21 protein-coding genes are annotated in these 20,324 nt (G+C 38.4%); all 21 read right to left on the bottom strand.

Going from position 1 to position 20,324, the window contains the following annotated elements; all coding sequences use genetic code 11:
- Positions 1-213: 213 nt before the first annotated feature.
- The 21 genes from E2R53_RS20160 to E2R53_RS20060 all read right to left on the bottom strand — a co-directional run bounded on the left by E2R53_RS20160 (position 214) and on the right by E2R53_RS20060 (position 20,316).
- The gene (locus E2R53_RS20160; RefSeq protein ID WP_133313527.1) at positions 214-1,002 is read right to left on the bottom strand and encodes a GNAT family N-acetyltransferase; all 789 of its coding nucleotides are present in this window, start codon (positions 1,000-1,002) and stop codon (positions 214-216) included.
- Positions 971-1,579 (bottom strand): sugar transferase, encoded by a 609-nt coding sequence (locus E2R53_RS20155; RefSeq protein WP_286166328.1) that lies wholly within the window; start codon positions 1,577-1,579, stop codon positions 971-973. Before E2R53_RS20155 ends, E2R53_RS20160 begins: the two co-directional genes overlap by 32 nt.
- A 59-nt stretch (positions 1,580-1,638) precedes the next feature.
- Positions 1,639-2,340, bottom strand: a complete 702-nt coding sequence (locus tag E2R53_RS20150) for a cytidylyltransferase domain-containing protein (RefSeq protein WP_133313526.1) — start codon at positions 2,338-2,340, stop codon at positions 1,639-1,641.
- Positions 2,333-2,992, bottom strand: a complete 660-nt coding sequence (locus E2R53_RS20145; protein WP_133313525.1) for an acetyltransferase — start codon at positions 2,990-2,992, stop codon at positions 2,333-2,335. Before E2R53_RS20145 ends, E2R53_RS20150 begins: the two co-directional genes overlap by 8 nt.
- Positions 2,989-4,068 carry an N-acetylneuraminate synthase gene (gene neuB, locus E2R53_RS20140; RefSeq protein ID WP_133313524.1) on the bottom strand — a complete coding sequence of 360 codons (1,080 nt, stop codon included), beginning with the start codon at positions 4,066-4,068 and terminating at the stop codon, positions 2,989-2,991. The genes E2R53_RS20145 and neuB overlap by 4 nt, the downstream gene beginning before the upstream one ends.
- Complete coding sequence (locus E2R53_RS20135) at positions 4,069-4,737, bottom strand: PIG-L deacetylase family protein (RefSeq protein ID WP_133313523.1); 669 nt, start codon at positions 4,735-4,737, stop codon at positions 4,069-4,071. It lies immediately after the preceding gene.
- Positions 4,734-5,639, bottom strand: coding sequence for a methionyl-tRNA formyltransferase (locus E2R53_RS20130; RefSeq protein WP_133313522.1), 906 nt, complete (start codon positions 5,637-5,639; stop codon positions 4,734-4,736). The genes E2R53_RS20135 and E2R53_RS20130 overlap by 4 nt, the downstream gene beginning before the upstream one ends.
- Positions 5,636-6,808, bottom strand: coding sequence for a UDP-N-acetylglucosamine 2-epimerase (gene neuC / locus E2R53_RS20125; RefSeq protein ID WP_286166327.1), 1,173 nt, complete (start codon positions 6,806-6,808; stop codon positions 5,636-5,638). The genes E2R53_RS20130 and neuC overlap by 4 nt, the downstream gene beginning before the upstream one ends.
- A 66-nt stretch (positions 6,809-6,874) precedes the next feature.
- Positions 6,875-7,495, bottom strand: a complete 621-nt coding sequence (locus tag E2R53_RS20120) for a YveK family protein (RefSeq protein ID WP_133313520.1) — start codon at positions 7,493-7,495, stop codon at positions 6,875-6,877.
- A 102-nt stretch (positions 7,496-7,597) separates the two neighbouring features.
- A complete protein-coding gene (locus E2R53_RS20115; RefSeq protein ID WP_133313519.1) occupies positions 7,598-9,184 on the bottom strand; it encodes a glycosyltransferase family 39 protein in 1,587 nt (528 codons plus the stop codon).
- Between the two features lie 215 nt (positions 9,185-9,399).
- Positions 9,400-9,822, bottom strand: a complete 423-nt coding sequence (locus E2R53_RS20110) for a divergent PAP2 family protein (protein WP_133313518.1) — start codon at positions 9,820-9,822, stop codon at positions 9,400-9,402.
- Positions 9,823-9,838: 16 nt separating this feature from the next.
- A complete protein-coding gene (locus tag E2R53_RS20105) occupies positions 9,839-10,801 on the bottom strand; it encodes a lysylphosphatidylglycerol synthase transmembrane domain-containing protein (protein WP_133313517.1) in 963 nt (320 codons plus the stop codon).
- 13 nt (positions 10,802-10,814) lie between these two features.
- Positions 10,815-11,555, bottom strand: a complete 741-nt coding sequence (locus tag E2R53_RS20100; RefSeq protein ID WP_133313516.1) for an SDR family oxidoreductase — start codon at positions 11,553-11,555, stop codon at positions 10,815-10,817.
- Entirely contained in the window at positions 11,552-12,907 is a 1,356-nt protein-coding gene (locus E2R53_RS20095) for an FAD-binding protein (protein WP_133313515.1), read from the bottom strand. The genes E2R53_RS20100 and E2R53_RS20095 overlap by 4 nt, the downstream gene beginning before the upstream one ends.
- A gap of 109 nt (positions 12,908-13,016) precedes the next feature.
- Positions 13,017-13,892, bottom strand: coding sequence for a decaprenyl-phosphate phosphoribosyltransferase (locus tag E2R53_RS20090; protein WP_286166325.1), 876 nt, complete (start codon positions 13,890-13,892; stop codon positions 13,017-13,019).
- Between the two features lie 124 nt (positions 13,893-14,016).
- Positions 14,017-15,486: a GMC family oxidoreductase gene (locus tag E2R53_RS20085; RefSeq protein WP_133313513.1), complete on the bottom strand. Its 1,470-nt coding sequence runs from the start codon at positions 15,484-15,486 to the stop codon at positions 14,017-14,019.
- Positions 15,479-15,850, bottom strand: coding sequence for a hypothetical protein (locus tag E2R53_RS20080; RefSeq protein WP_133313512.1), 372 nt, complete (start codon positions 15,848-15,850; stop codon positions 15,479-15,481). Before E2R53_RS20080 ends, E2R53_RS20085 begins: the two co-directional genes overlap by 8 nt.
- Positions 15,851-15,897: 47 nt before the next feature.
- A complete protein-coding gene (locus tag E2R53_RS20075) occupies positions 15,898-16,665 on the bottom strand; it encodes a metallophosphoesterase (RefSeq protein WP_133313511.1) in 768 nt (255 codons plus the stop codon).
- A gap of 37 nt (positions 16,666-16,702) precedes the next feature.
- Positions 16,703-17,836 (bottom strand): glycosyltransferase family 52, encoded by a 1,134-nt coding sequence (locus E2R53_RS20070; RefSeq protein WP_165971049.1) that lies wholly within the window; start codon positions 17,834-17,836, stop codon positions 16,703-16,705.
- Between the two features lie 44 nt (positions 17,837-17,880).
- On the bottom strand, positions 17,881-19,131 hold the full coding sequence (locus E2R53_RS20065; RefSeq protein WP_133313509.1) for a lipopolysaccharide biosynthesis protein: 1,251 nt from the start codon (positions 19,129-19,131) through the stop codon (positions 17,881-17,883).
- Between the two features lie 27 nt (positions 19,132-19,158).
- On the bottom strand, positions 19,159-20,316 hold the full coding sequence (locus tag E2R53_RS20060) for a DegT/DnrJ/EryC1/StrS family aminotransferase (protein ID WP_133313508.1): 1,158 nt from the start codon (positions 20,314-20,316) through the stop codon (positions 19,159-19,161).
- Positions 20,317-20,324 lie beyond the last annotated feature (8 nt).

The raw sequence follows: 20,324 nt of genomic DNA, 5'->3' as shown, positions 1-20,324 counted from the left end.
CCCAAATTCATACACACATTTTCATCATCTTGATTAATGATCTAATACAAAAACAGCAGGGATAACAGAGCTGCAGAAAATTCCAATGTGAGACAAAAATAAAAAAACGCCTTGTATTGCGATGATTAATTTAACCTTTATTAGGGAGAGGTGTGAAGTGGGGCCTAACGATTTAGTAAATGGACAAGTTTGATAGTTTTTGCCCCAGAAGCTTCACAAGCTCTGCGACATTCGCATAACACTTGCAATGAAAGATAAACCTCCTAGATCTTTTGGAATTTTATGCTCCTTATCTGCCACAATTAAGTAATCTCTTGTTGGATCTATGACAGATAGAGCATTTATTAAGCAGTTATCCAGTAAGGCATCAAATCCTTGAATTCTATAATATTGGCTCCCTAGCCTTCCGATCGAATATTGACCATTTTTTGCAGAAATTTCTAAACGGGAAAAACCGTAATCTTTATGCATACATTTGGCTTCGGGTAAATTATAAACATAAAACTCCTCTTGTATATCCACTTTATTTAGTGATTTTTTTATATACCAATTATCCGTTTTTATTGGTTTAAACCCTAAATTTACATACCACTTCATTGCTTTTTCATTCCAGCTAAATACATCTAATTCTATTCTGCACGCTTCATAGTTAGTTAATAAATACTGCTTCGTATTAATTAATTTCTTGCCAATTCCAAAACTTCTGTAGCCTGGCAGGATATAAATGTTATTCAAAAAAAGAACATCCTCAAGTTTTCTCCATTCAACGAATCCAACCAGTTTATTGTCGATATATGCTCCGTAAAATGAATAAGGCGAATAATTTGGCGCTTCAAGTAACGAATTAATAAATAAATCATATCCATGGCATGAACTTATTGTTAATGAAAAGATATTCTCGGGCATACCCTCTCTAATAATTTCCCCAAGCCTTTTACTATCAGCAGGTTTTAAACACCGAATATCCATATTAATCCTTAAGCATCTCCTTTCTTTCTTCATTTAAATCTTTCATTAAAGCTCTTGGATCAACCACTATATCCTCTCTGAGAAATACTTTAAGGATTGTCTTAAAAAGGATCTTAAAATCTAGCACTAAATCTTGTTCCTCAACGTATTTTGCATCCAATTCCAATCTTTCATCCCAGGTTAATTTATTTCTCCCTGAAATCTGTGCCAACCCAGTTAAACCAGGTTTGACTGTATGTCTTAGACGTTCTCTTTTAGAATAATAAGGTAAATACTGTTTTATAAGAGGTCTTGGTCCTACCAGGCTCATTTCTCCCTTTAAAATATTTACTAGCTGCGGTAATTCATCTAAACTTAATTTTCTAAGGACTGAACCGACTTTTGTCAGTCTATGGCTATCAGGAGCCAGCACTCCATTCTCGTTATGAGAAGTTTTCATTGTTCGAAATTTATATAATATAAATATCTTCTCATTTAATCCCACTCTTTCTTGTTTAAAAATGATCGGTCTTCCTAAGCTGAAAAATATGATGACAGAAATAATCAGCATAATAGGACTAGCTGCTATGATCATCAGTAAAGAAAAGGAAAAGTCGATAATCCGTTTCAAAAGAAATCACCCTATACGTTCTTTAATAGTTTTGATTATTTTTTAGTTATAGTTTGCTTTTACTCTTCCCCTATGTTTTGATCATTTTTTATAAGGGACGCTAATCTAAAATCCCACTCTGTATCGATATCTAACGAACGCTCCTTAGGCATTTTAAATCCAATTGTCTTCTTTGAAAGAAAACTTTTATTCCTTTTAAACCATTTACATTTAGCTAAATAAATGGCTCCATTTACGGAGAATACGTCCGGCAATTCTTGACGGTTCATTGCTGTTTTATTAGAATCAATTACTTTTTTTAATTTTGCATCCTGATCCATAAAATACATCCAAAAAGGGCTTTTTTCGGTTTCAGTTACAGATAAGCAAGCATCAGCCTTTTTCTTGATACAATATTCAATACATTGATCAATATCGTTTGCTGAACGGAACGGAGAAGTCGGCTGAAGCTGCATAACCCAATCGTATCCATCTAGATGCTGAAGGGAATGCAAAATAACATCAGCATTTGAAGATTGATCTAATGCCAGTTCTTTCGGCCGAATAAACGGGACTTCACACCCGTATTTTCTGGCTGCTTCAATGATTTCGCTATCTTCTGAAGATAACACCAGCCTGTCTATATACCTTGATTTTTTAGCTTCTTCAATTGTCCATGCCAATAGAGGCTTCCCTGCTAAAGGCCGTATATTTTTACCTGGAATTCCCTTTGAACCGCCCCTTGCCGGTATAATTGCCAATATACGTTCACCATTAATCATGTGGTTCCTCCTGATATCGAATTCCTTTAGCTCCTTCCTTTGCCGGTACTCCAATAACCTTTGTTCCTTTCTTTACATTTTTATTCACAAGAGCCCCTGCTCCGATTAACGCAGCTTCTCCAATATGAATTCCTTGAATAACGGTTGCTCCTGTTCCTACATGACATCGTCTTTCAACATGAACGTTTCCTGATAACGTAACACCCGGCGCCAAATGGACATGTTTTCCAATTACACAATCATGGTCAACGGACGTTTTCGTATTGATGATTGAATTCTCCCCAATAAACACACCCGGCTGAATGACTGTGCCTGCCATAATTTGCCCTCCCTCCTCTATGACAACCTTTGTTGCAATGATGGCTGAAGGATGAATAATAGTTTCAAAGGTATAACCTAATTTTTTAAACTTCCTAAAAATATATTCTCTTATTTTGGTATAACCTACTGAACCGATCCCATTTACCAGCTTGATTTGATCTGGCTGATATTCTAAAACTTTTTCCTGATTTCCTAAAATGGGGATAGAAGTATACTTGACCAGGGGCCTATCATCTGTATAGCCTAAAATGTATCGATTTTGAGAGATTAAGATATCTTCTAATACTGAAGCATGCCCTCCGCAGCCTATAATAATCAGCGGCTTATTCAAAAGAAAACCTGCTCATTTTTTTGATGCGTTTTGTTCGCCGTTCTTCCGATATAATCCCAATAATAAAATGGCGATAGCCCATCTCCCGGTCTTTTAATCGTTAAATTATCTGCTGTAAACGTTTCTCCTTTATTTATCTTTCTAGAAGTTACAATACTCTTTCGTATGACGGATTTGTTTTTTACTTCAGAAAATGAAGGAATTTTAAGGGATTGACCAAGAGAATCTTCAACCTGACGAATAGCGGCAACCATTTCAGCGAATTCTTCCATTTCAAGGGATGCCTTATGGTCAGGACCAGGGAGATTACAATCCAATGTAATATGCTTTTCAATGACAACTGCTCCCTTTGCCACAGCGGCTATCGGTACGGCAATTCCTTTCGTATGATCCGAATATCCAACGGGCAGGGAAAATGTTTGCCTTAATGTATCCATCACATTTAAATTCACCTCGTTAAAGGGGGCAGGATATTCAGAAGTGCAGTGCAGCAGTGTAACATTAGTCTGCAAAAGCTTCTGTCCTTCTTCACTGCAAAAAGCTTGTTCAAAAGCTTCTATTGATGGTGTATGCCGTTGCGGTAATTGGTAGCCGAAGGCCAGAACACCTAAAGCTTTCTCGACATCCGCTATCGTACTCACCCCGGTGGATAAAATAATCGGCTTGCCCGTCCTTGCTATCTTGAGTAATAGCGGTGCATTTGTAATTTCACCAGAGGCAATTTTCAGAATGGGGATATTAAATGTATTAACCAGGAGATCAACACTTGGTTCATCAAACGGCGTTGACAGAAATTGAATGTTGTTCTTTTTACAATGCCCGATTAGTTCTTCATGCATTTTGGGGCTTAACTCCAGCTTTTTCACCATCTCAATCTGGGATTCTGATGGATCTGTTGATTTTATTTGATAGTCAGCCTTTGCTGCTTTATCCGTTAAAATAAAATCTGTTACAAATGTTTGGAATTTTATAGCATCCGCACCTGCTTTTGCCGCGCCCTCAATTAATTCTTTTCCGAGCTGAATGCTTCCATTATGATTAACCCCCGCTTCTGCGATGATAAATGTTTTACACATTCAGATCACTTCCTTTATCAATATAAATCCTTCTGCAAACTGAAATCCTGAGGAAGCTCCCCTATAAGAAGATAGGGCTTTAATGGCCTGTTCGCTCCTCGGAAAAGGAAATTCTCCCATTTCACTTTGGAAAACCTTCATGATTTCAATTTTTCGATCAAGGAAACCGGTTATATCAACATATACATTCGGGCTGAACCTTATATAGGCTGGATTAATTCCAAGCTCTGTTTCTGAAAGAGTTTCATAGACGAGTATGCGTTTTACGAATGGATAACGAAACCATTTTGTACAGGACATGCCGCTGTCAAACACAAATTTATGATCGCTGTGAATATCTCCGGGATGTGGAAGATAAACGATATCAGGACAGATTCTCTGAATCGTTTCTCCAATTTTTTGAACCAGCTCTTCTAGCGGCACAGTATCTAACCGGGCTGTTGGAAAACCTAATTTAGAAACAGAATCAAACTCGTATAAATCAGCTGCTTGAGTGATTTCCTTTTCTCTTTTATCAATACGTTCCTTGGTAAATCCGCGCTCAGCGGTAATGGCCGTAACAATTAACCAATGGATGGCATCCCCATTTTTTTTATGCCTGAGCAGCGCTCCTCCACAGCCTAACGTCTCATCGTCAGGGTGAGGTGCTATAACCAAAATTGTACTCATAAATAACTCCCTTCCTTAAGAAGATCATTAAATTCATGCTCAATAAGCTGTACGGCACCATCCCCGCATTTAACAACGTTAACTGAATGGCCAAATTTCAATACCTTTCCGGGTTCCAGGTTTTTTATGCTGGATATAAAGGCTGAATCTTCCACAATTTTCACTTTCCATATTTTCACTTCTCTATCGTTAAACATACAATGGGCACCAGGATAAGGCCGGGTTAACGCCCTTACCAGGTTATAGATCCCTTCTGCACTCATTCTCCAGTCAATTTCCCCGTCTTTAACAGACCTTTTTCTCCAATAGTTCACATAGGAATCATTTTGAGGACATTTCACTATCGTTCCTTCAGCGAAATTCTTAGTAAATTCAGAAATTTGTACGAGTGCCGTCTCAGTTAACTTTTGGTACAATGTGCCTGCATCATCTGTTTTCTCAATCGCTACAAATCGTTGACTGATGATCTCTCCTGAATCTGCCCCTTCATCCATGACAAAGAAAGTGGAAGCTGTTTGTTCCAGACCAAGGGAGAGAGCCCAAATAATTGGATGCCTTCCTCTGTTTTGAGGCAAAGCGGCAGGGTGATAGCCAATGACCCCTAATTTAGGAATAGATAAAACCTCTAGTTTCAATAAATAAGACCATCCAAAGCAGTAAATGATATCCGGCTTCTTTTCCTGCAGCCAGCTTGCCATCGAGAGTTGATTATTACCCTCAGCAATAAAACAAGGAATGCTGTTTGCGTTTGCCAGCGGTTCTAACGAACAAAAATCAGAATTGATTTTTGATTGTCTTCTTGTAATGACTCCGATAATTTCGATTGCTGAACTTTGCATTGATAATAGCTGCTTAAGCACTTGGCAGCTGAACTGCACACAGCCAATAACAATCACTTTCATTCGTCATGCTCCATATCATAAAATTTTTTCATTAGTAAATCGTCAAGCGAAACTTCCTTCAGAATCTTTTTAATTTTTTCAGCTACATTTCCAGTGCCGTACGGAGAAGTAACATTTTTCAATTTTTGCTGAAAATCAGCGGATAATGCTTTGTTAATAGCTAGAACTATTTCATTAGAGCTCTCTATGCAATCGACAATAGAACTGGCTCTTAGTCTCCCTTTCTGGCGATCTCCTAAATTGACTGTTGGTTTTTGCAGAAAAGGAGCTTCGACCAATCCGCTCGATGAATTCCCAATCACTACATCCGAGTGTTTAATGGCGCTCAAATATCTTAATTGCCCCAAAGATGTAAATGCAATTGACCGTTCAGAATTCTGCAGGACGTATTCATCAATCATTTGGTTAATAACACGGCCTTCTGTATCAGAATTAGATTTGGTAAAAATCATATGCACATCCGTAAATGTGTCCAGCGCTTTAAAAAGTTCTTTTATGGCATTTAGAGGACCAATTTTACTTAATGTAATCGGATGGTAGGTTATGAGAAAGTTTTTTCTCCCTAATTTAAATTGAATAGATTTTTCAAATTCTTCTTTTTCTAAAAGTTTTAAACGGCGGATATTATCGATGGAAGCAGCCCCTGTATTCCACACCCGTTCTGGATGTTCCCCTAATTGAATAACCCTTTTGCGGTATGGGTCAGCCCCAACAAAATGAAAATGGGCCATCTTTGTCACTGAATGTCTTATTGCCTCATCGATTAATCCTTCTGTAGTTTCTCCTCCGTGTAAATGCGCAATTGGGATTCTTGCCACCATAGCTGCCTGAGCTGCAGCCAGAATTTCATAACGGTCACCCAGGACAACAACTATATCTGGCTTTAGCCTCTCAAAAGACGCGGCAAATCCCATTGTTGCAATACCCATTGATTTTGCAATTCCCACTGGTGTATCACTTGATAAAAGCATTTCCACCTTTTCATCAATCTTAAATCCATCTTCCTCAATCACTTTATAAGTTAAGCCGAATTCAGGTGATAAATGCATTCCTGTCACTATAGTCTGCAGCAATAAATCATGGTCAGCATCGATTTCTTTCATAAGCCAATATAACAATCCATATTCAGCTCTAGTGCCAGTAACCACGCATATTTTCCGTTTATTCAAATCCATCACTCATTTTTTTGGGATTAAGAAGCTAATTGTTATTCCATCACAATATATGAATGCATTTTATCCCCTATCACTGTTTTTCGTTTTCCTATCAGGTTTTCCAAGCAAAAAAACAATCAATGAGGATATCATGATTCCCAGTACAAAGCCAATGCTAATAATAAATAAGGGATTTGGATTTACCGGTGCATAATTGCTTTTGGCCTTGGAAAGGAGCTGTACGTTATCGATTTTCATTAACTCCTGAATATCCTTTTGGAAATACTCGGCATAGATATTGGCAATTTCAGCTGCTTTCTGAGGGGATTCGTTTTGAACTTTAATTTTAATGACCAGTGCATCTTCAGCACCCTCAATTTGCACTTTTTGTTCAAGGTTCTCCATATCACCCGTCTTGGCAAGTTCCTTTTCCACACCTTCAACAGTACGGGGGCTTTTTAAAATCTCTATATACGTACCCATTAAATCAAATTGATTGTCAAGATTGATGAGATGCTCTTCGTCTTCATCATTTACCTCGTTTACTAAAATTTCAGCCTGTGCTTGATAAATCGGTTTAATCACGTAAAAACTCATAACAGCACTTGCAGTGGTGAAAAGCAAAGTGATTAATACAACCATCCAGGAATATTTCCACAACATTGAAGCGTAATCCTTAAAAACGATTTGCTTATCTTCCATTTTATTGTCCTTTCTATTTTCTTTATCGATTTATGAAATCTTAAAATGTATTTACACTTACTAAGTGATAAGTCTTTGATTTAACTCATTTTTCAGACGGGATCACTCTTCTAATTCATAAACTACAACTTCTTTCGACTGATAAACTAAATGAAAATTAGACGGGACTTGACTAGAGTGCGGATTAAATAAAAAGGAAAACTGAGGAAGGTAATTTACCGTAAATCGATCAAAAATAAGATAGTCACTTTTTACAGGCGGAATGAACGGGCTGCCATAGGTGTTTTGTGCATGCTGAATGACTTTTTCATCAAGAGCTTCGTAGGAATAAATTCCAGCTACCTCTCCTTCATAATACAAAGGCATCATTATAAATTGTGATCCTAAGTAGTAGGCCCATGCAGGATTTACTGCCATCACTGTTTTATGCTCGATATCGGGATCATAGGCTTTAAGTGTCTCAGTGATAGCTTTGTAATCTGCCAGCTGTCCGCCATCGTAATCGTCCCCTTTAATGTATTGATGCGTTAAATAACCCGTAGTCAAAAATCCACACCAAAATAATATACTTATTACACTTTTTAACATCATCTTTAAAAACGAGTGCCTTCTTTCATACCGGACTAAGAATGTGATGATAAAATGAATGGATAAAATAGTGAACACAACAGTCCAGCTAAGAAAAACCTGTGGAAACACAAACGCTTGTGAGACTAGAATAATAAATAAAACCACACCAGTTAACAGACTTACTGAGTATATCCTCTTGATCCTAAATGGGCTGCTTATCCAGGCAGGCAGAACAAAAGGACTTAAAGCCGTGCAAGTTCCTACCATTAAAAGGAGACTTATCAGCATATTTGAAAATACATGCTGGATAAATGCCCAGGGATTCGACATAATGATATCTGAAATCCCGTTATAGTCTGCATGCCATTTCCACCACCATAATGGATTTCGATCAAACAGCCCATACCCGATGTTAATATATTGCCATGTAGCAAAAGGTGACCCATTCAGAAGTGTGTTATGGAGCCACCATGGAGATGAAACAACCGAAAAAGAAACAACAAATAATATTAGCGGTTTCCATGCCTTTTTCCAATTAAATGCAAGTAAGAGGGTTAATATGATTAATGGAACAAGGATATAACTCGTATACCTTGTTAATCCTGCTAATCCAGCCATCACGCCTAAAACAATAAATTGTTTAGATCCAGGGAATTTCAATGATTGAAATAATAATAAAATGCTTGATACAAAAAAAAGAGAATCCAGCATATGATTTTCAGCCTGAAGGGAGGAGAGCAAATAGAGCGGATTTACTACTAAAAACAGTTGTGACAGAAAGGCGGTCGACTTATCCTTCGTTAGTTCCATGGCTAACTTATAGACCACATAAAGAAGCAGAACCCCGGCAGCATGCGAGATGAGCTTAGATGCTAAAAATCCAGGCATAAATAAATCAAGGAAACCTGCAAGCAATGAATACAATGGCGGCCAATAGTGGGAGGGCCATCCTGCATACCCTTCTCCGTCAAAAATAGCGCGGCCGGCAAATAATTGCATGACGCCATCCCATTCTTCGAATGTATTATGAAAATATGATAGTGGAACTAAAAGGATAGCAAAGAGAATGGGAATAACAAATTCATTTCTTGATTGAATAAATTTCTTTATCTTTTTCAAAACCTGATAATTCTCCTTTCCTTTACAGTATCTTTTTATAATACGAAAGTTACATCATTTGGGATTTTCGATGCAATGCAGCGAAGACGTAAGGAAAGCAGCCGTCTTGCTTACAGATCATAAGCGCACTTAGGAAACTCAGACGCCGTGCAGCTGGACCAAGTGCAGACCTTATCTTTTGACCTGAGCTTAAACAAGCGGCGAATCTCAAGAAGCTAATTTCCAAGAGTATTTATTAGCAAACCAAGCAGAAAACCGAGGATGATTCCACCAAGAACCTCTATTTTTGAATGGCCAACCTCTTCTCTCAGTAATTTGTTTAGATCTTCAGCTGCAAATCTTCGATTCAAGGTGTTCAATCTTTTTGCATGTTCACCGACATATCTTCTTAAACCTGTTGCATCAATGAATACAAGCCATAGGATCGTTATTCCTAATCCAAAAAGAGGACTGAAAAACCCTTCGTTTAGCCCAATCAATGTTGTTGGAGTCATTACAACCGTTGTATGGGTGCTTGGAAATCCGCCATTTCCAATTTTCCTTAATGCATGCTTATAGCCGTATTGATAATAATGAATAAGAAATTTCATTGATCCGGAAACGAGCCATCCAAGGAAAGGTGCCAGGAAATACAACATTCTTATCATCCTCCACTTAAAGCAGATACCTTTTTCTTGTTCTTAAATAAACGAGTAAGCCGACAAAAAAACCCAGCCACAAGGTGACTAATCGAACCATTAATGTCACGGAAACAGCGATTGACTTATCAAGTCCGAAATAAAGCAGCATCCCTGTTAAACTGCCTTCTGCAATCCCCAACCCGCCGGGAATCATCGATAATGCTCCCGCTAACGTTGAAAACGAGAAAATGAAAATCGAATGGAGAAGATGAAGGTCTATGCCCAGTCCATTGAGGATAATAAGCATGGACACGCATTCCATAAACCATGCAACTAAACTTAGTCCAAATGAAATCAATGAATTTTTCAGGCTGATTAACCGGTAAATACTGTCATAAAACAGTTCCATTTGTTCCTTGTACTTTCGGAAGGCAGAAAACATAGATATTTTTCCGATGATCCAGCCAACCGTTTTCTTCGACTGTAAAATGACGAGCAGCATGATACTGCCAATCAGAACGGTAAGAAAAAAGAGAAAACCAAACTGAAAAATAACAACTCCCAGCGAAGCCAATAAAACCATTGCAAGAAAATCAGTCAATAAATCCGTAAAAATAACGGGAGCAGACACATGTACCTCTACCCGAAAACATTTTTTCAACGAATACGACTTTATGAATTCCCCTATTTTTCCAGGTGTCATAGACATGCAATGGCCAATAAACCAAATATTGAAACTGTCTTTGACATTTAATTCGATTTTTTGCTGGTTAAGCAGGTAATGCCATTTGATGAACCGAAAAACATAACTAATTAAAGTGCATACAGTCGCAAAAATGATAACGGACCATTCGATTGACAGCACCGTTCCTTTTATTTTCTGAACATCTCCCCAAAGAAGAAAGACGGAAAGGGTTATAACCCCCATTATGAAGCCTGTGACAATTTTGGATGAAAGGTTTTTTTTCCTATCCAGTTCTTTTTTTTGTTTGACCATGGCTGCAGCATCCTTACCATTTCATTAGTTTAAATAGTTTTTCAGGAATCAATCGAATGATGTTCATAATATAAAGCCAAAACCACGGAGTATAGAGAATCTCTTTTTTCTTTATAATAGACTTGTAAATCGAGGCGGCTATTTTTTGGGGACTGGCTACTAGAATGGTTGGCTTGAGTAAACCATAGGTCATTTTTGTGTCTACAAAACCGGGTTTCACGGTAAGTACATTTACCTTTGAATGAGCAAGCCGATTTCTTAACCCCTGCAAATAAACCGTCATGCCCCCTTTCGAAGCACCATAAATGTAATTGCTCCGTCTGCCGCGATCTCCGGCAACGGAAGATATGGCACAAATAAAACCGTCTTGTTTCTTCTCAAAATACCTGGCTGCTTCTTCAAGAAGTAAAACGGAAGACGTAAAATTAACGTACATCATTTCACGGATCAGGGAACCGTTTTGTTCCATTTCTTTTTGGTCAGACATGAGCCCATAGGATAGAATCATTCCGTCCAAATGTCCTCCAAGTTCTATGCATTTATTAAAAAATCCCGAATAGTTTTCTTCTTTTAAAGCGTCAAAATAGATGGTCTTTGAATGGATTCCATACCGGATTTCCAGATCGGCTGCAAGCCTCTCCAGTTCTTCCATGTTTCTACCCGCAAGAATGAGGTTTACCTTGTTGGAGGCTAAATGATAAGCTAACGCTTTTGAGATTCCAGACGTTGCACATGCAATAAGTACCTGGTTCATAGACCTTCCCCCGTTATCGCAAGTCTTCTGGACATGGAAGATGAAAATATGCCTTTTGGATCGATTTCCTTTTTTATCTTTTTGAACTTATCCAAATCAGGATACATCGCCTCAAAGGTGCGTTGATCTAATACTGAATCTTTAGCAAGGTATATTCGGCCATTGTAACGAAGAACCAATTCATCCAGTTCCTTTAAAAATGGAAAAATGGTGCCGTCTTTAACCGGAAAATCAAGAGCCAGTGTATGTCCTTTATAAGGAAAGGACAGCAGACCCTCGTTTTGTGATCCAAAACTTTTTAGTACTGCCAAGAAAGAAGCTCTTTTAGATTCGCTCAGCTTCTTTAGCATCTCTGTCAATCCTGCCATGCTGGTCTCTTCCGGAAAGACGGCCTGATACTGGACAAACCCTTTTTTCCCATATAGGCGATTCCAGTTCAGAATGGAATCCAAAGGATAAAAGTAGGAATTATAATCGATGGTTTTATGAGATCCGTCCTTGAAAGAGCTGTAATAGAATTGATTAAATCCTTTAATAGTCAATGGGTTTAATAGAGAAGGAGGCATTGAAGCCGGTACATTCCATTTGAATGCAGTCTTTGTTTCGAGTGAATGTGTGTTTATTTTTGTACGAGGAGAATGATTCCCTAACATCAAAACAGAACGTCCAAGCGCTTCTCCAGCTGCCAAGCAATCAATCCAAGCAACAGAATACTCATACTTATGATCATGCTGACGGAACAACTCGAATGCTTCCTCAAGGTTCTTGGCTATGAGATAGTCAACATCGATCATGGCACTTTCGATTTGGATCAGTCGAATACGTGCGCTTAGGATGATTCCGGTAAGTCCAATTCCGCCTGCCGTTGCCCAAAATAAATCCTTGTTTTGCACTCTTGAACATGTCAGGATTTCTCCTGAGGCCGTCAGCAGCTTAAAATCCAAAATGTGTTCAGAAAGACAGCCCCCACGGTGATGATTTTTTCCATGAACATCATTCGCAATAGCTCCGCCTAAAGTAACGAATTTTGTCCCTGGAGTGACGGGCAGGAAATATCCTCTCGGCAAAAAGAACTCAATGATTTCTTCGAGCATCGTTCCGCCTTCACATTCCAAAATCCCTTTTTCAGAATCAAATGAGAGGAACCGATTAAATTTTGTCAGTAAGAGAAGCGAATGACCCCCGTTTAAGGCTGTATCCCCATAGCTTCTGCCATTTCCCCTTGAAATTCTGCACGAATCATCCTGCCATTCAACCAGTTCCCTTAAATCACTCAGATTTTCAGGCCGATAAACGAAACATTCTTCTATGGGGTAATTCCCCCATCCGCCTATTTTCTCTTTACGAAACATTTTTTAGTTCCTTTCATCTGTCGTATTTTTGACAAAAGCTGTTTTGGGCATAAAGACTCCTGGTATGAGGGAAATTCTCACAAAATCTTGTTGCCTCACTGATTTTTATTCAGGTAAGAGTAATAAAAATATAAAGAACATATATGATAGTCGTTATTAATATTGGTTTATCTTCCAGTAAAACTTGTTCCGGTTTGCCTCCTTTTCCCTCCTGATGAATTAAATAAAGGTAGCGGCAGATCCCGTAAAGTACCAATGGAATACTCCACATCAATATTTCTGAGTGTTCCGAACTAAAAGCGAAGAGAGCGTAACTAATGATAGTGGCAGTAGTAAAGATGCTATTATATTGGTCAAGCAGCGCGATGGAATAATTTTTTAAGACTTTGCGATGTGTTTCTTGTGTTTTTTGCAGTAAAAAAAGCTCATGTCTCCTCTTACTGACAGCCAGGAACATCGATAACCATAAAGCACAAAGTAAAAACCATTCTGTTAAAGGCACATTAATAACAAGAGCGCCACCAACTGCCCGCAATACAAAGCCTGATGCAATTAATAAAATATCCAGCAAGACGATATGTTTTAACTTCAAGGAGTAGAGCACATTTATAATGAAATAAATGGATAGGCATATCGCAAATAAAGAATTAAATATGTTTGCTGCCCATATGGAGGAAATAAGAAGGAGAAATCCGAATGTCAGTGCCAAAAGGGGATTTAGAGCACCAGAAGCCATCGGGCGATGTTTTTTTTCAGGGTGCATCCTGTCAGCTTTCCGGTCAACAAAATCGTTCAGGATATATACGCAGCTCGAAACGAAACAAAATAAAAAGAAACCGATTAAGGACTTTAAAAACACACCTTCATGCATAAGCTGCATCGAGAAAAGGGGAGCTGCAAAGACAATGAGATTTTTGGTCCATTGTTTTGGACGTAATTGTTTAAAGAGAAGATACGCTCCCTTTGGTATACTAGAGAGTTCCATGATTAACCACTTCATTGTTATAGATCATCAGTAATCCTCCATAGATGAATTTAGTCCATCATATGATTGTCTGCATAAACTGTGAAGTGTTCTCAGGAAAATAGGTATAAGCTTACTGTTATTTTTAAAGCTTACCCAAGAACTTAAGGACATTCCTTCTTGAAACTGCCATGATGGAACCTTGAGGATTTACCCCTGGTGCAGAACATAACAAACTGGCGTCAGAAATGTATAAATTTGAAAAACCATGCACTTTCCCGAAAGAATCTGCGGCGCAAATTTCTTTCTTTTCGCCCATTGGGCAGGATGAAAACAGATGAATTGTCATTAAATTTGTTTTCGTTTTTGAAAGGATCTCCGGGATATCCTTCAAATGTGATGGGTTACTGAACCTCCCCATCCCAGCTACACTGGGATGAACAGCTGATGCGCCCCCTTCAAAAAGCAAGGAAGAAATCTTATAGAGACCTTCAGAAAGATCCCTTAAATCTTCTTCTGTCAGATGATAGCGTATAACCGGATCTCTAAAGCCCGGAATGGTTCGGATTGTTCCTCTTCCATGCCCGGTTATCATCGTATAATAAACAGCCATCTTCTCCCAATTCGAGACGATTTCATTTAAAAAATCAGGGTGATCAATCATTCCTGCCGCTAAATAGGAAGGCGAGCTAATAGAACAGCCGAAGCTAAGTCTGGGAGCAAAGTTTTTAACTTGATAAACTGGTACCCCAAGTTCAAAATCATTCACCTTTTCTTCAAACTGCCCAATTACTTTAAGGGTCGGATGGATCTGCAGCGAGTTACCGATGTTCTTTTTGATTCCGCTTCTTCTTAAAAGTGCAGCAGTTTGTACAGCGCCGCAGCAAATGAATAAAGTTTCTGTTTCAATGACTATTTCTTTTTTGTCTTGATGTTTCCCGCTTAAAATCCATTTTGCTCCATTTTGCCTGATTGACTTAATCCAGGTATCATGAAGAAGTTTACAGCCATGTTCAATGGCTTTGGGGATAAACGTTTTTGACATAGACTGTTTATGGCTGAGATATCGGCCGTATTTGTCACGCTCCTGACTATAAGTAAACCACCTTGGCACTTCTACTGCTTCCCACCCCATCTTTTCTGCCCCCTGTTTAAGCTTTAAGGATGGTTTTGAGGGTTCATGGGGCAGAGAGGATACCGATAACGCCTCTTCACAAGCTTCAAAGTGAGGAAGCATGTCCTTTATAGATAATGCATCGACGTCAAACTTTTTTTTCCATTCTTCTAATATATGTTCCGGGGTGCGATGGTATAAACCGCTGTTTACTTCACTTCCGCCTCCAACAACACGACCTTCCGCATAAACAATTTTGGGAGAACCAAACATTGGAGTAATACCTCCATTTCGGTATTTCTCAACCATTTCCTCAATTGAATACGATTTTGTTGATTCCAGCCTCTGCAGAGATCCTTCTTCTATCAGCAAAACATCCCTGCCGGACTGAGCCAGATAAAACGCTGTCAATGCCCCTCCTGGTCCAGAGCCAATGACAACAATTTCACTTTTTAACTCTTCTGCGGGATCAGGTGAGGCGGTCAGCGTTTGATCAATCATGATGATTCCCCCTCATTTCTTCTTCTAATTTTGAAAACAGCCTTAAAAAAATCAGACTTTCATAAAAACGGATAAAATCTCTAAAATAACTAATCTTAGAATTTTTCCACCTTTTTATTTGGTTAACTTTCAACTCTTCAGGAAGATTTTGAAACAGTTTACCGCCAACAAATAAACCATAAAATGCAAAAAATATGGTGGCCATAAATAGCGCAGCCTGTAAATAAACGGCCATTCTATGAAATTGCTCTATTACAAAGTCTGTTAACTCTTCAGTGATGTGATTTACCTCGATTGTTCCCGTGATTGGGTATGGAATTGACTGTGATAAGGCTGAAACCACTTTATGAAAGAAAACCTTCATCCTTCATGTCTCCCTTTAAATCATTCTTCCACTAGTTTAATAGACTCTTAAACATTGTGAATCGTCATCTCGCTTCGGACTAAAAAACGGATATTCCATCTTGTTTGGCCAAGGCCATTTGAAATGTATAGTTCTCCTGCAGCTAATTGGTGCTTGCCGGTAAAGATCCCTTTTTCAGCGAAAGGACCCATTGGCTTCAATTTAAAAAGAAAAGGAATGTTTATTTGTTTACCATGAAAATGTCCTGCAAATGCAAGTTCATATTTTGCCTTGATGTATTCAAAACAATTTGGATCATGACAGAGCACGATTAGCGGTTCGTTATGCCGCTGTGCCATAATCTTTTCCGTGACTTGATTCCATCCTCTTCTATAAGGGTCAATGCCCAGCAGGAAAAAGCCGTCCAAAGAGACAGCCTCATTTTCAAGAAGGCTGATTTGATAATTCTCGAATAACAGCTTCAAAGAACCAATGTCAGGGAGACGGTAATCATGATTACCTAAAACAGCAAATACAGGAATAGACGATTCTTTCAATACGTCTAAATAAGCAGCGAATTTAGGAAGTGCCCACGCCTCATCAAGATAATCCCCCGTTAAAAAGATGTAATCGATTTTTTCTTTCATGATGAATTTTTTTAATCGTTTAGGGGATATCCTTATTTTCTCAACGTGAAAATCGCTGAGTTGGAGAATCGTTTTATTAAGTCCTAAAGGTGTATCCACCCGAACGATTTTGACCCACCAGGTTGGGAACACAAATAACAGGTGACAGGCAATAAAAAAAAGCATGGCTCCTATTAATATCCACATCATTTTTCATTCTCCTTGCCATATATCATTTCTGCAAAGGCTAGTGAAGCAATGCGGCCACGAACTGCTGATAGTCAAGTTCACTTTCTTTCTCTGTATAAAACTTTTGAGAGTCCATACTTTGACACGAATATTTTGCAATCAAATCATCTAGTTCAGTGTGATTTTTTACAAAAGATCCTTTTAATTCATAATCGATGATTAGTTGTCGTTTTAATAACAGATCATGTACATAGAGCACAGGGGTATGAAACCATGTGCTCATATTGTCAGCTGCTGAAGAATAAGGGGTGACAACGCAAGTTAACGAAAGAAAGAGAGGAATTATTTCGGCGGGTACACTATGTGACAGCAGCGTCAATTCATTTTTAAAACCATCATATATATCCAAATCTTCATAAGGGTGCGGTTTAACCAAGAGGTTGAGATGATTCTTTTTCGTAATCAAAAGGAGGGTCTGAAGAAATGCTTTTTCCTCCTCTGGCTTCAGTATCCCAAGCTTTGATAAAGGCTGCCCGATATATAAAAGGCTGGCTGAATGATGTCCTTTTAAACTTTGCAGTGTTTGATCGGGAAGTATTTTAGAGTATTCATATAATAAATGACGAGGAGGTGCTTGCTTAGGAATTTTTATTACCTCTTTTAATCTGGTTTTGACATCAGGAAGCATGTCAGGTTCCACAGCGGCAATTGCTTTCACTTTTGGATGCATTCCCTGTATGAAACTGTATACCCAGGGATATCCCAAAATGACTGGAACTTTCATTCTTAACCATTGTTTATAATTTCGTTCGGGGTATCTGTAGATGCCAACACCTTCTTGAACAAGTGTAATTTTAGCTTCTATTTGTGCCGCTGTTTCAATCACCTTACAAGTTAAAAAATCATTGTCTTTAAATAAAATAACCGTCGTCGGTGATTCCTTCCTGATAATATCAGATACATGTTTAAATAAAGTTTTATTATCAAAAACCAAGTCTTTCACCGTGTTCTTCAAGCTTGGAATCAACCAGGCTTTGTTATTGCCTGCTGCTCTAATAGAAATATCGTTCACTTCTGAATTTTGCGAATCCAGGATTAAATATTGGACTTCTCCATTCATATATTTGCTTAGAAAATAAGCGAACATCATCTGGAAATTAGAACTGACGACAAATAATACCTTTGTATTCATCAAGTTGAGCCTCCGCATTTTACAGAATATCCATTTGACATTAACTAAGTACGGCTGATCCTTTTAAGCCATATTACATTCAAACAAAACCGTATCCCTTCAGCTGCTATTGTCGCAACAACCGCCCCCCATACTCCAATAAACGGAATAAGGGCAAGAAGCACAACAATGTTTAGAGCAGCCGCTATAAAACTGCTGGCTGAAACACTCCCTGTTTTTTTATAGTACAGAAGTTTAGCTGCAATGATAAAATTGACTCCCTGAAACATTTCCCCGATTAATAAGAAAGGGATAAATCTCTGAGCAGGATAGAATGATTCGGACGCCAGCAGCCGTAATAAAAAGCCTGAACACATCATGGCTAAGATTCCCGTAATTAAAATAACGGCTAAAAAATAAATATTCATTTTTTCAGCAGAAGCTGTTTTGCCTGATTTTTTCAGCAAGTTATATCTTGGAACATAAGCACTGTTAATACTCATATAAAGCATTCGAAGGACAGTAGATATCTGGGCAGCTAAAGCATAATAACCTAATTGATCCAACGATATAAATTTTTCGAGGATAATACGATCTGAAGCAACAATAAACCAGTTGCTTAACGTATGCGGCAAAAGCGGAATACTGTACACCAAACTCATCCAAATATACGATTTCGAAATGGAAAACGTGATATCTTTTTTGCAATTGAAGAAATAAAAAACCAGAACGGCACCTTCAGCAATAAGAATGGCAAGGAGCGCACCGGAGGCTCCCATTTCCATTTTGATAATGACAAAAAGGGAAATAAAAAGCAGCAGAAGACTTTTTAATGCGTACCCTAAAACCAGAGACCAAGGCCGCTCTTTCACTCTAATAATGGAAAGATAGATAGAAGAAAGAGATGTAAAAAAAGAGATTAGTATAAAGTAAACATAAAATGGATCAAGAGGAATACTTCCAAATAGTAAATTCCCAATAAATAGTTTAAAAACAAGCAGAAAGATAGATAGAGCACTTGAAAAGAGGAGAACGAAAAGGAAAATGGATCCCAAATACTTTTCCTGCTCTTTTGGTTTTCCTAAAAACTCGTAATACAGCCTGCCAATGGCTCCATGCAGAGACAGCAGCATGATCAGCTGCAGTACACCCGCAAGTGCTTGAATTGTTGTGATGATTCCATATTCTGCAGGTGTCAAATACGACGTGTAGACTGGAAGTAAAATTAGTCCCATTGCAGGGGTAATCATGGAACCTATCGTATATATAAGAGCATTTCCTAAGAAAGAGTAGCTTTTCGAGTGACGTTGCTGCATCTTTTTCTATTCTCTCTTCCGCATTTTTTATGGTGCTTCCTGATTTTTATTAAATGAGTTCATGCAATTAATAACCCGGCTTTGCTGATCAATTGTAAGATTAGATCCCGATGGCAAACAAATTCCTTTTTCAAATAAAAGGTCAGATACACTTTCATTTGGATGATGGGGATAATATCGATAATTTTTAAACAAAGGCTGCAGATGCATAGGTTTCCATACCTGCCGGGCTTCAATGTTTTCTTCTTCAAGCCGATTAATTAATTCCAGAGGAGTAACGCCAGTAAGCTGCTTATCCATTGTCATTACGGTTAACCATCTAGTGGCTCTCCCGTACAATGCTTCTGGCATAAATGTTATACCTTTATAATCAGAAAGAGCTGAATAATAATTTTTATATACTTGCCTTCTGGCATTGACGCGATCTTCCAGAACGCGGAGCTGAGCTCTTCCGATACCGGCTGATACATTGCTTAACCGATAATTGTACCCAATTTCCTGATGTTCATAATGTTTGGTCCGCTCTCTGGATTGGGTAGCCCAAAAACGGGCTTTTTCAAGAGCTTCTTCATCATCGGAAACTAACATGCCGCCGCCTGAAGAAGTAATGATTTTATTCCCGTTGAATGAATATACTCCGAATTTCCCCATCGTTCCGCTTGCTTTTCCTTTATAAGTCGCACCAAGTGATTCCGCTGCATCTTCGATGACAGGCACATGGTATTCCTCGCATATGGATAACAATGGATCCATATCTGCGCTCTGTCCATATAAATTGACGATAATAACAGCTTTCGGCAACTTCCCTTCCCCTGCTGCATCTTCAAAAGCTTTTTTTAACGCCTGAGGAGACATATTCCATGTAGAAGGCTCTGAATCTATAAATACAGGAGTTGCACCCTCGTATAATATAGGATTGGCACTTGCAACAAATGTAAAGGTAGAGCAAAACACATGATCCCCATTCCCTACATTTAAAAGCTTTAGTGCAAGGTGGATTCCTGCTGTGCCTGAATTTACCGCGACTGCCCCTTTAGATCCTGTGAATTGAGATAACTCTTTTTCAAACAAATTGACGTGCGGCCCTAAAGGTGCAATCCAATTTGTAAGAAACGCCTCTTTTACATAATCAATTTCTTTCCCGCTAATATGAGGAGAGGACAAAAAAATTCTTTCATTTTTCATTAACGATT

This window comes from Peribacillus frigoritolerans, from assembly GCF_004358755.1.
GTDB lineage: Bacteria > Bacillota > Bacilli > Bacillales > Bacillaceae > Bacillus_P.
The sequence above is the reverse complement of the archived record's forward strand: the minus strand, read 5'-3'. Positions and strand labels throughout refer to the sequence as shown.

Coding starts and splice junctions, on each gene's coding strand:
- E2R53_RS20160 (WP_133313527.1), bottom strand. CDS start 1,002: ATGAAGAAAGAAAGGAGATGCTTAAGGATTAATATGGATATTCGGTGT.
- E2R53_RS20150 (WP_133313526.1), bottom strand. CDS start 2,340: ATGATTAATGGTGAACGTATATTGGCAATTATACCGGCAAGGGGCGGT.
- neuB (WP_133313524.1), bottom strand. CDS start 4,068: ATGTGTAAAACATTTATCATCGCAGAAGCGGGGGTTAATCATAATGGA.
- E2R53_RS20135 (WP_133313523.1), bottom strand. CDS start 4,737: ATGAGTACAATTTTGGTTATAGCACCTCACCCTGACGATGAGACGTTA.
- E2R53_RS20130 (WP_133313522.1), bottom strand. CDS start 5,639: ATGAAAGTGATTGTTATTGGCTGTGTGCAGTTCAGCTGCCAAGTGCTT.
- E2R53_RS20120 (WP_133313520.1), bottom strand. CDS start 7,495: ATGGAAGATAAGCAAATCGTTTTTAAGGATTACGCTTCAATGTTGTGG.
- E2R53_RS20110 (WP_133313518.1), bottom strand. CDS start 9,822: ATGTTGTATTTCCTGGCACCTTTCCTTGGATGGCTCGTTTCCGGATCA.
- E2R53_RS20105 (WP_133313517.1), bottom strand. CDS start 10,801: ATGGTCAAACAAAAAAAAGAACTGGATAGGAAAAAAAACCTTTCATCC.
- E2R53_RS20100 (WP_133313516.1), bottom strand. CDS start 11,555: ATGAACCAGGTACTTATTGCATGTGCAACGTCTGGAATCTCAAAAGCG.
- E2R53_RS20095 (WP_133313515.1), bottom strand. CDS start 12,907: ATGTTTCGTAAAGAGAAAATAGGCGGATGGGGGAATTACCCCATAGAA.
- E2R53_RS20090 (WP_286166325.1), bottom strand. CDS start 13,892: ATGGAACTCTCTAGTATACCAAAGGGAGCGTATCTTCTCTTTAAACAA.
- E2R53_RS20085 (WP_133313513.1), bottom strand. CDS start 15,486: ATGATTGATCAAACGCTGACCGCCTCACCTGATCCCGCAGAAGAGTTA.
- E2R53_RS20080 (WP_133313512.1), bottom strand. CDS start 15,850: ATGAAGGTTTTCTTTCATAAAGTGGTTTCAGCCTTATCACAGTCAATT.
- E2R53_RS20075 (WP_133313511.1), bottom strand. CDS start 16,665: ATGATGTGGATATTAATAGGAGCCATGCTTTTTTTTATTGCCTGTCAC.
- E2R53_RS20070 (WP_165971049.1), bottom strand. CDS start 17,836: ATGAATACAAAGGTATTATTTGTCGTCAGTTCTAATTTCCAGATGATG.
- E2R53_RS20065 (WP_133313509.1), bottom strand. CDS start 19,131: ATGCAGCAACGTCACTCGAAAAGCTACTCTTTCTTAGGAAATGCTCTT.
- E2R53_RS20060 (WP_133313508.1), bottom strand. CDS start 20,316: ATGAAAAATGAAAGAATTTTTTTGTCCTCTCCTCATATTAGCGGGAAA.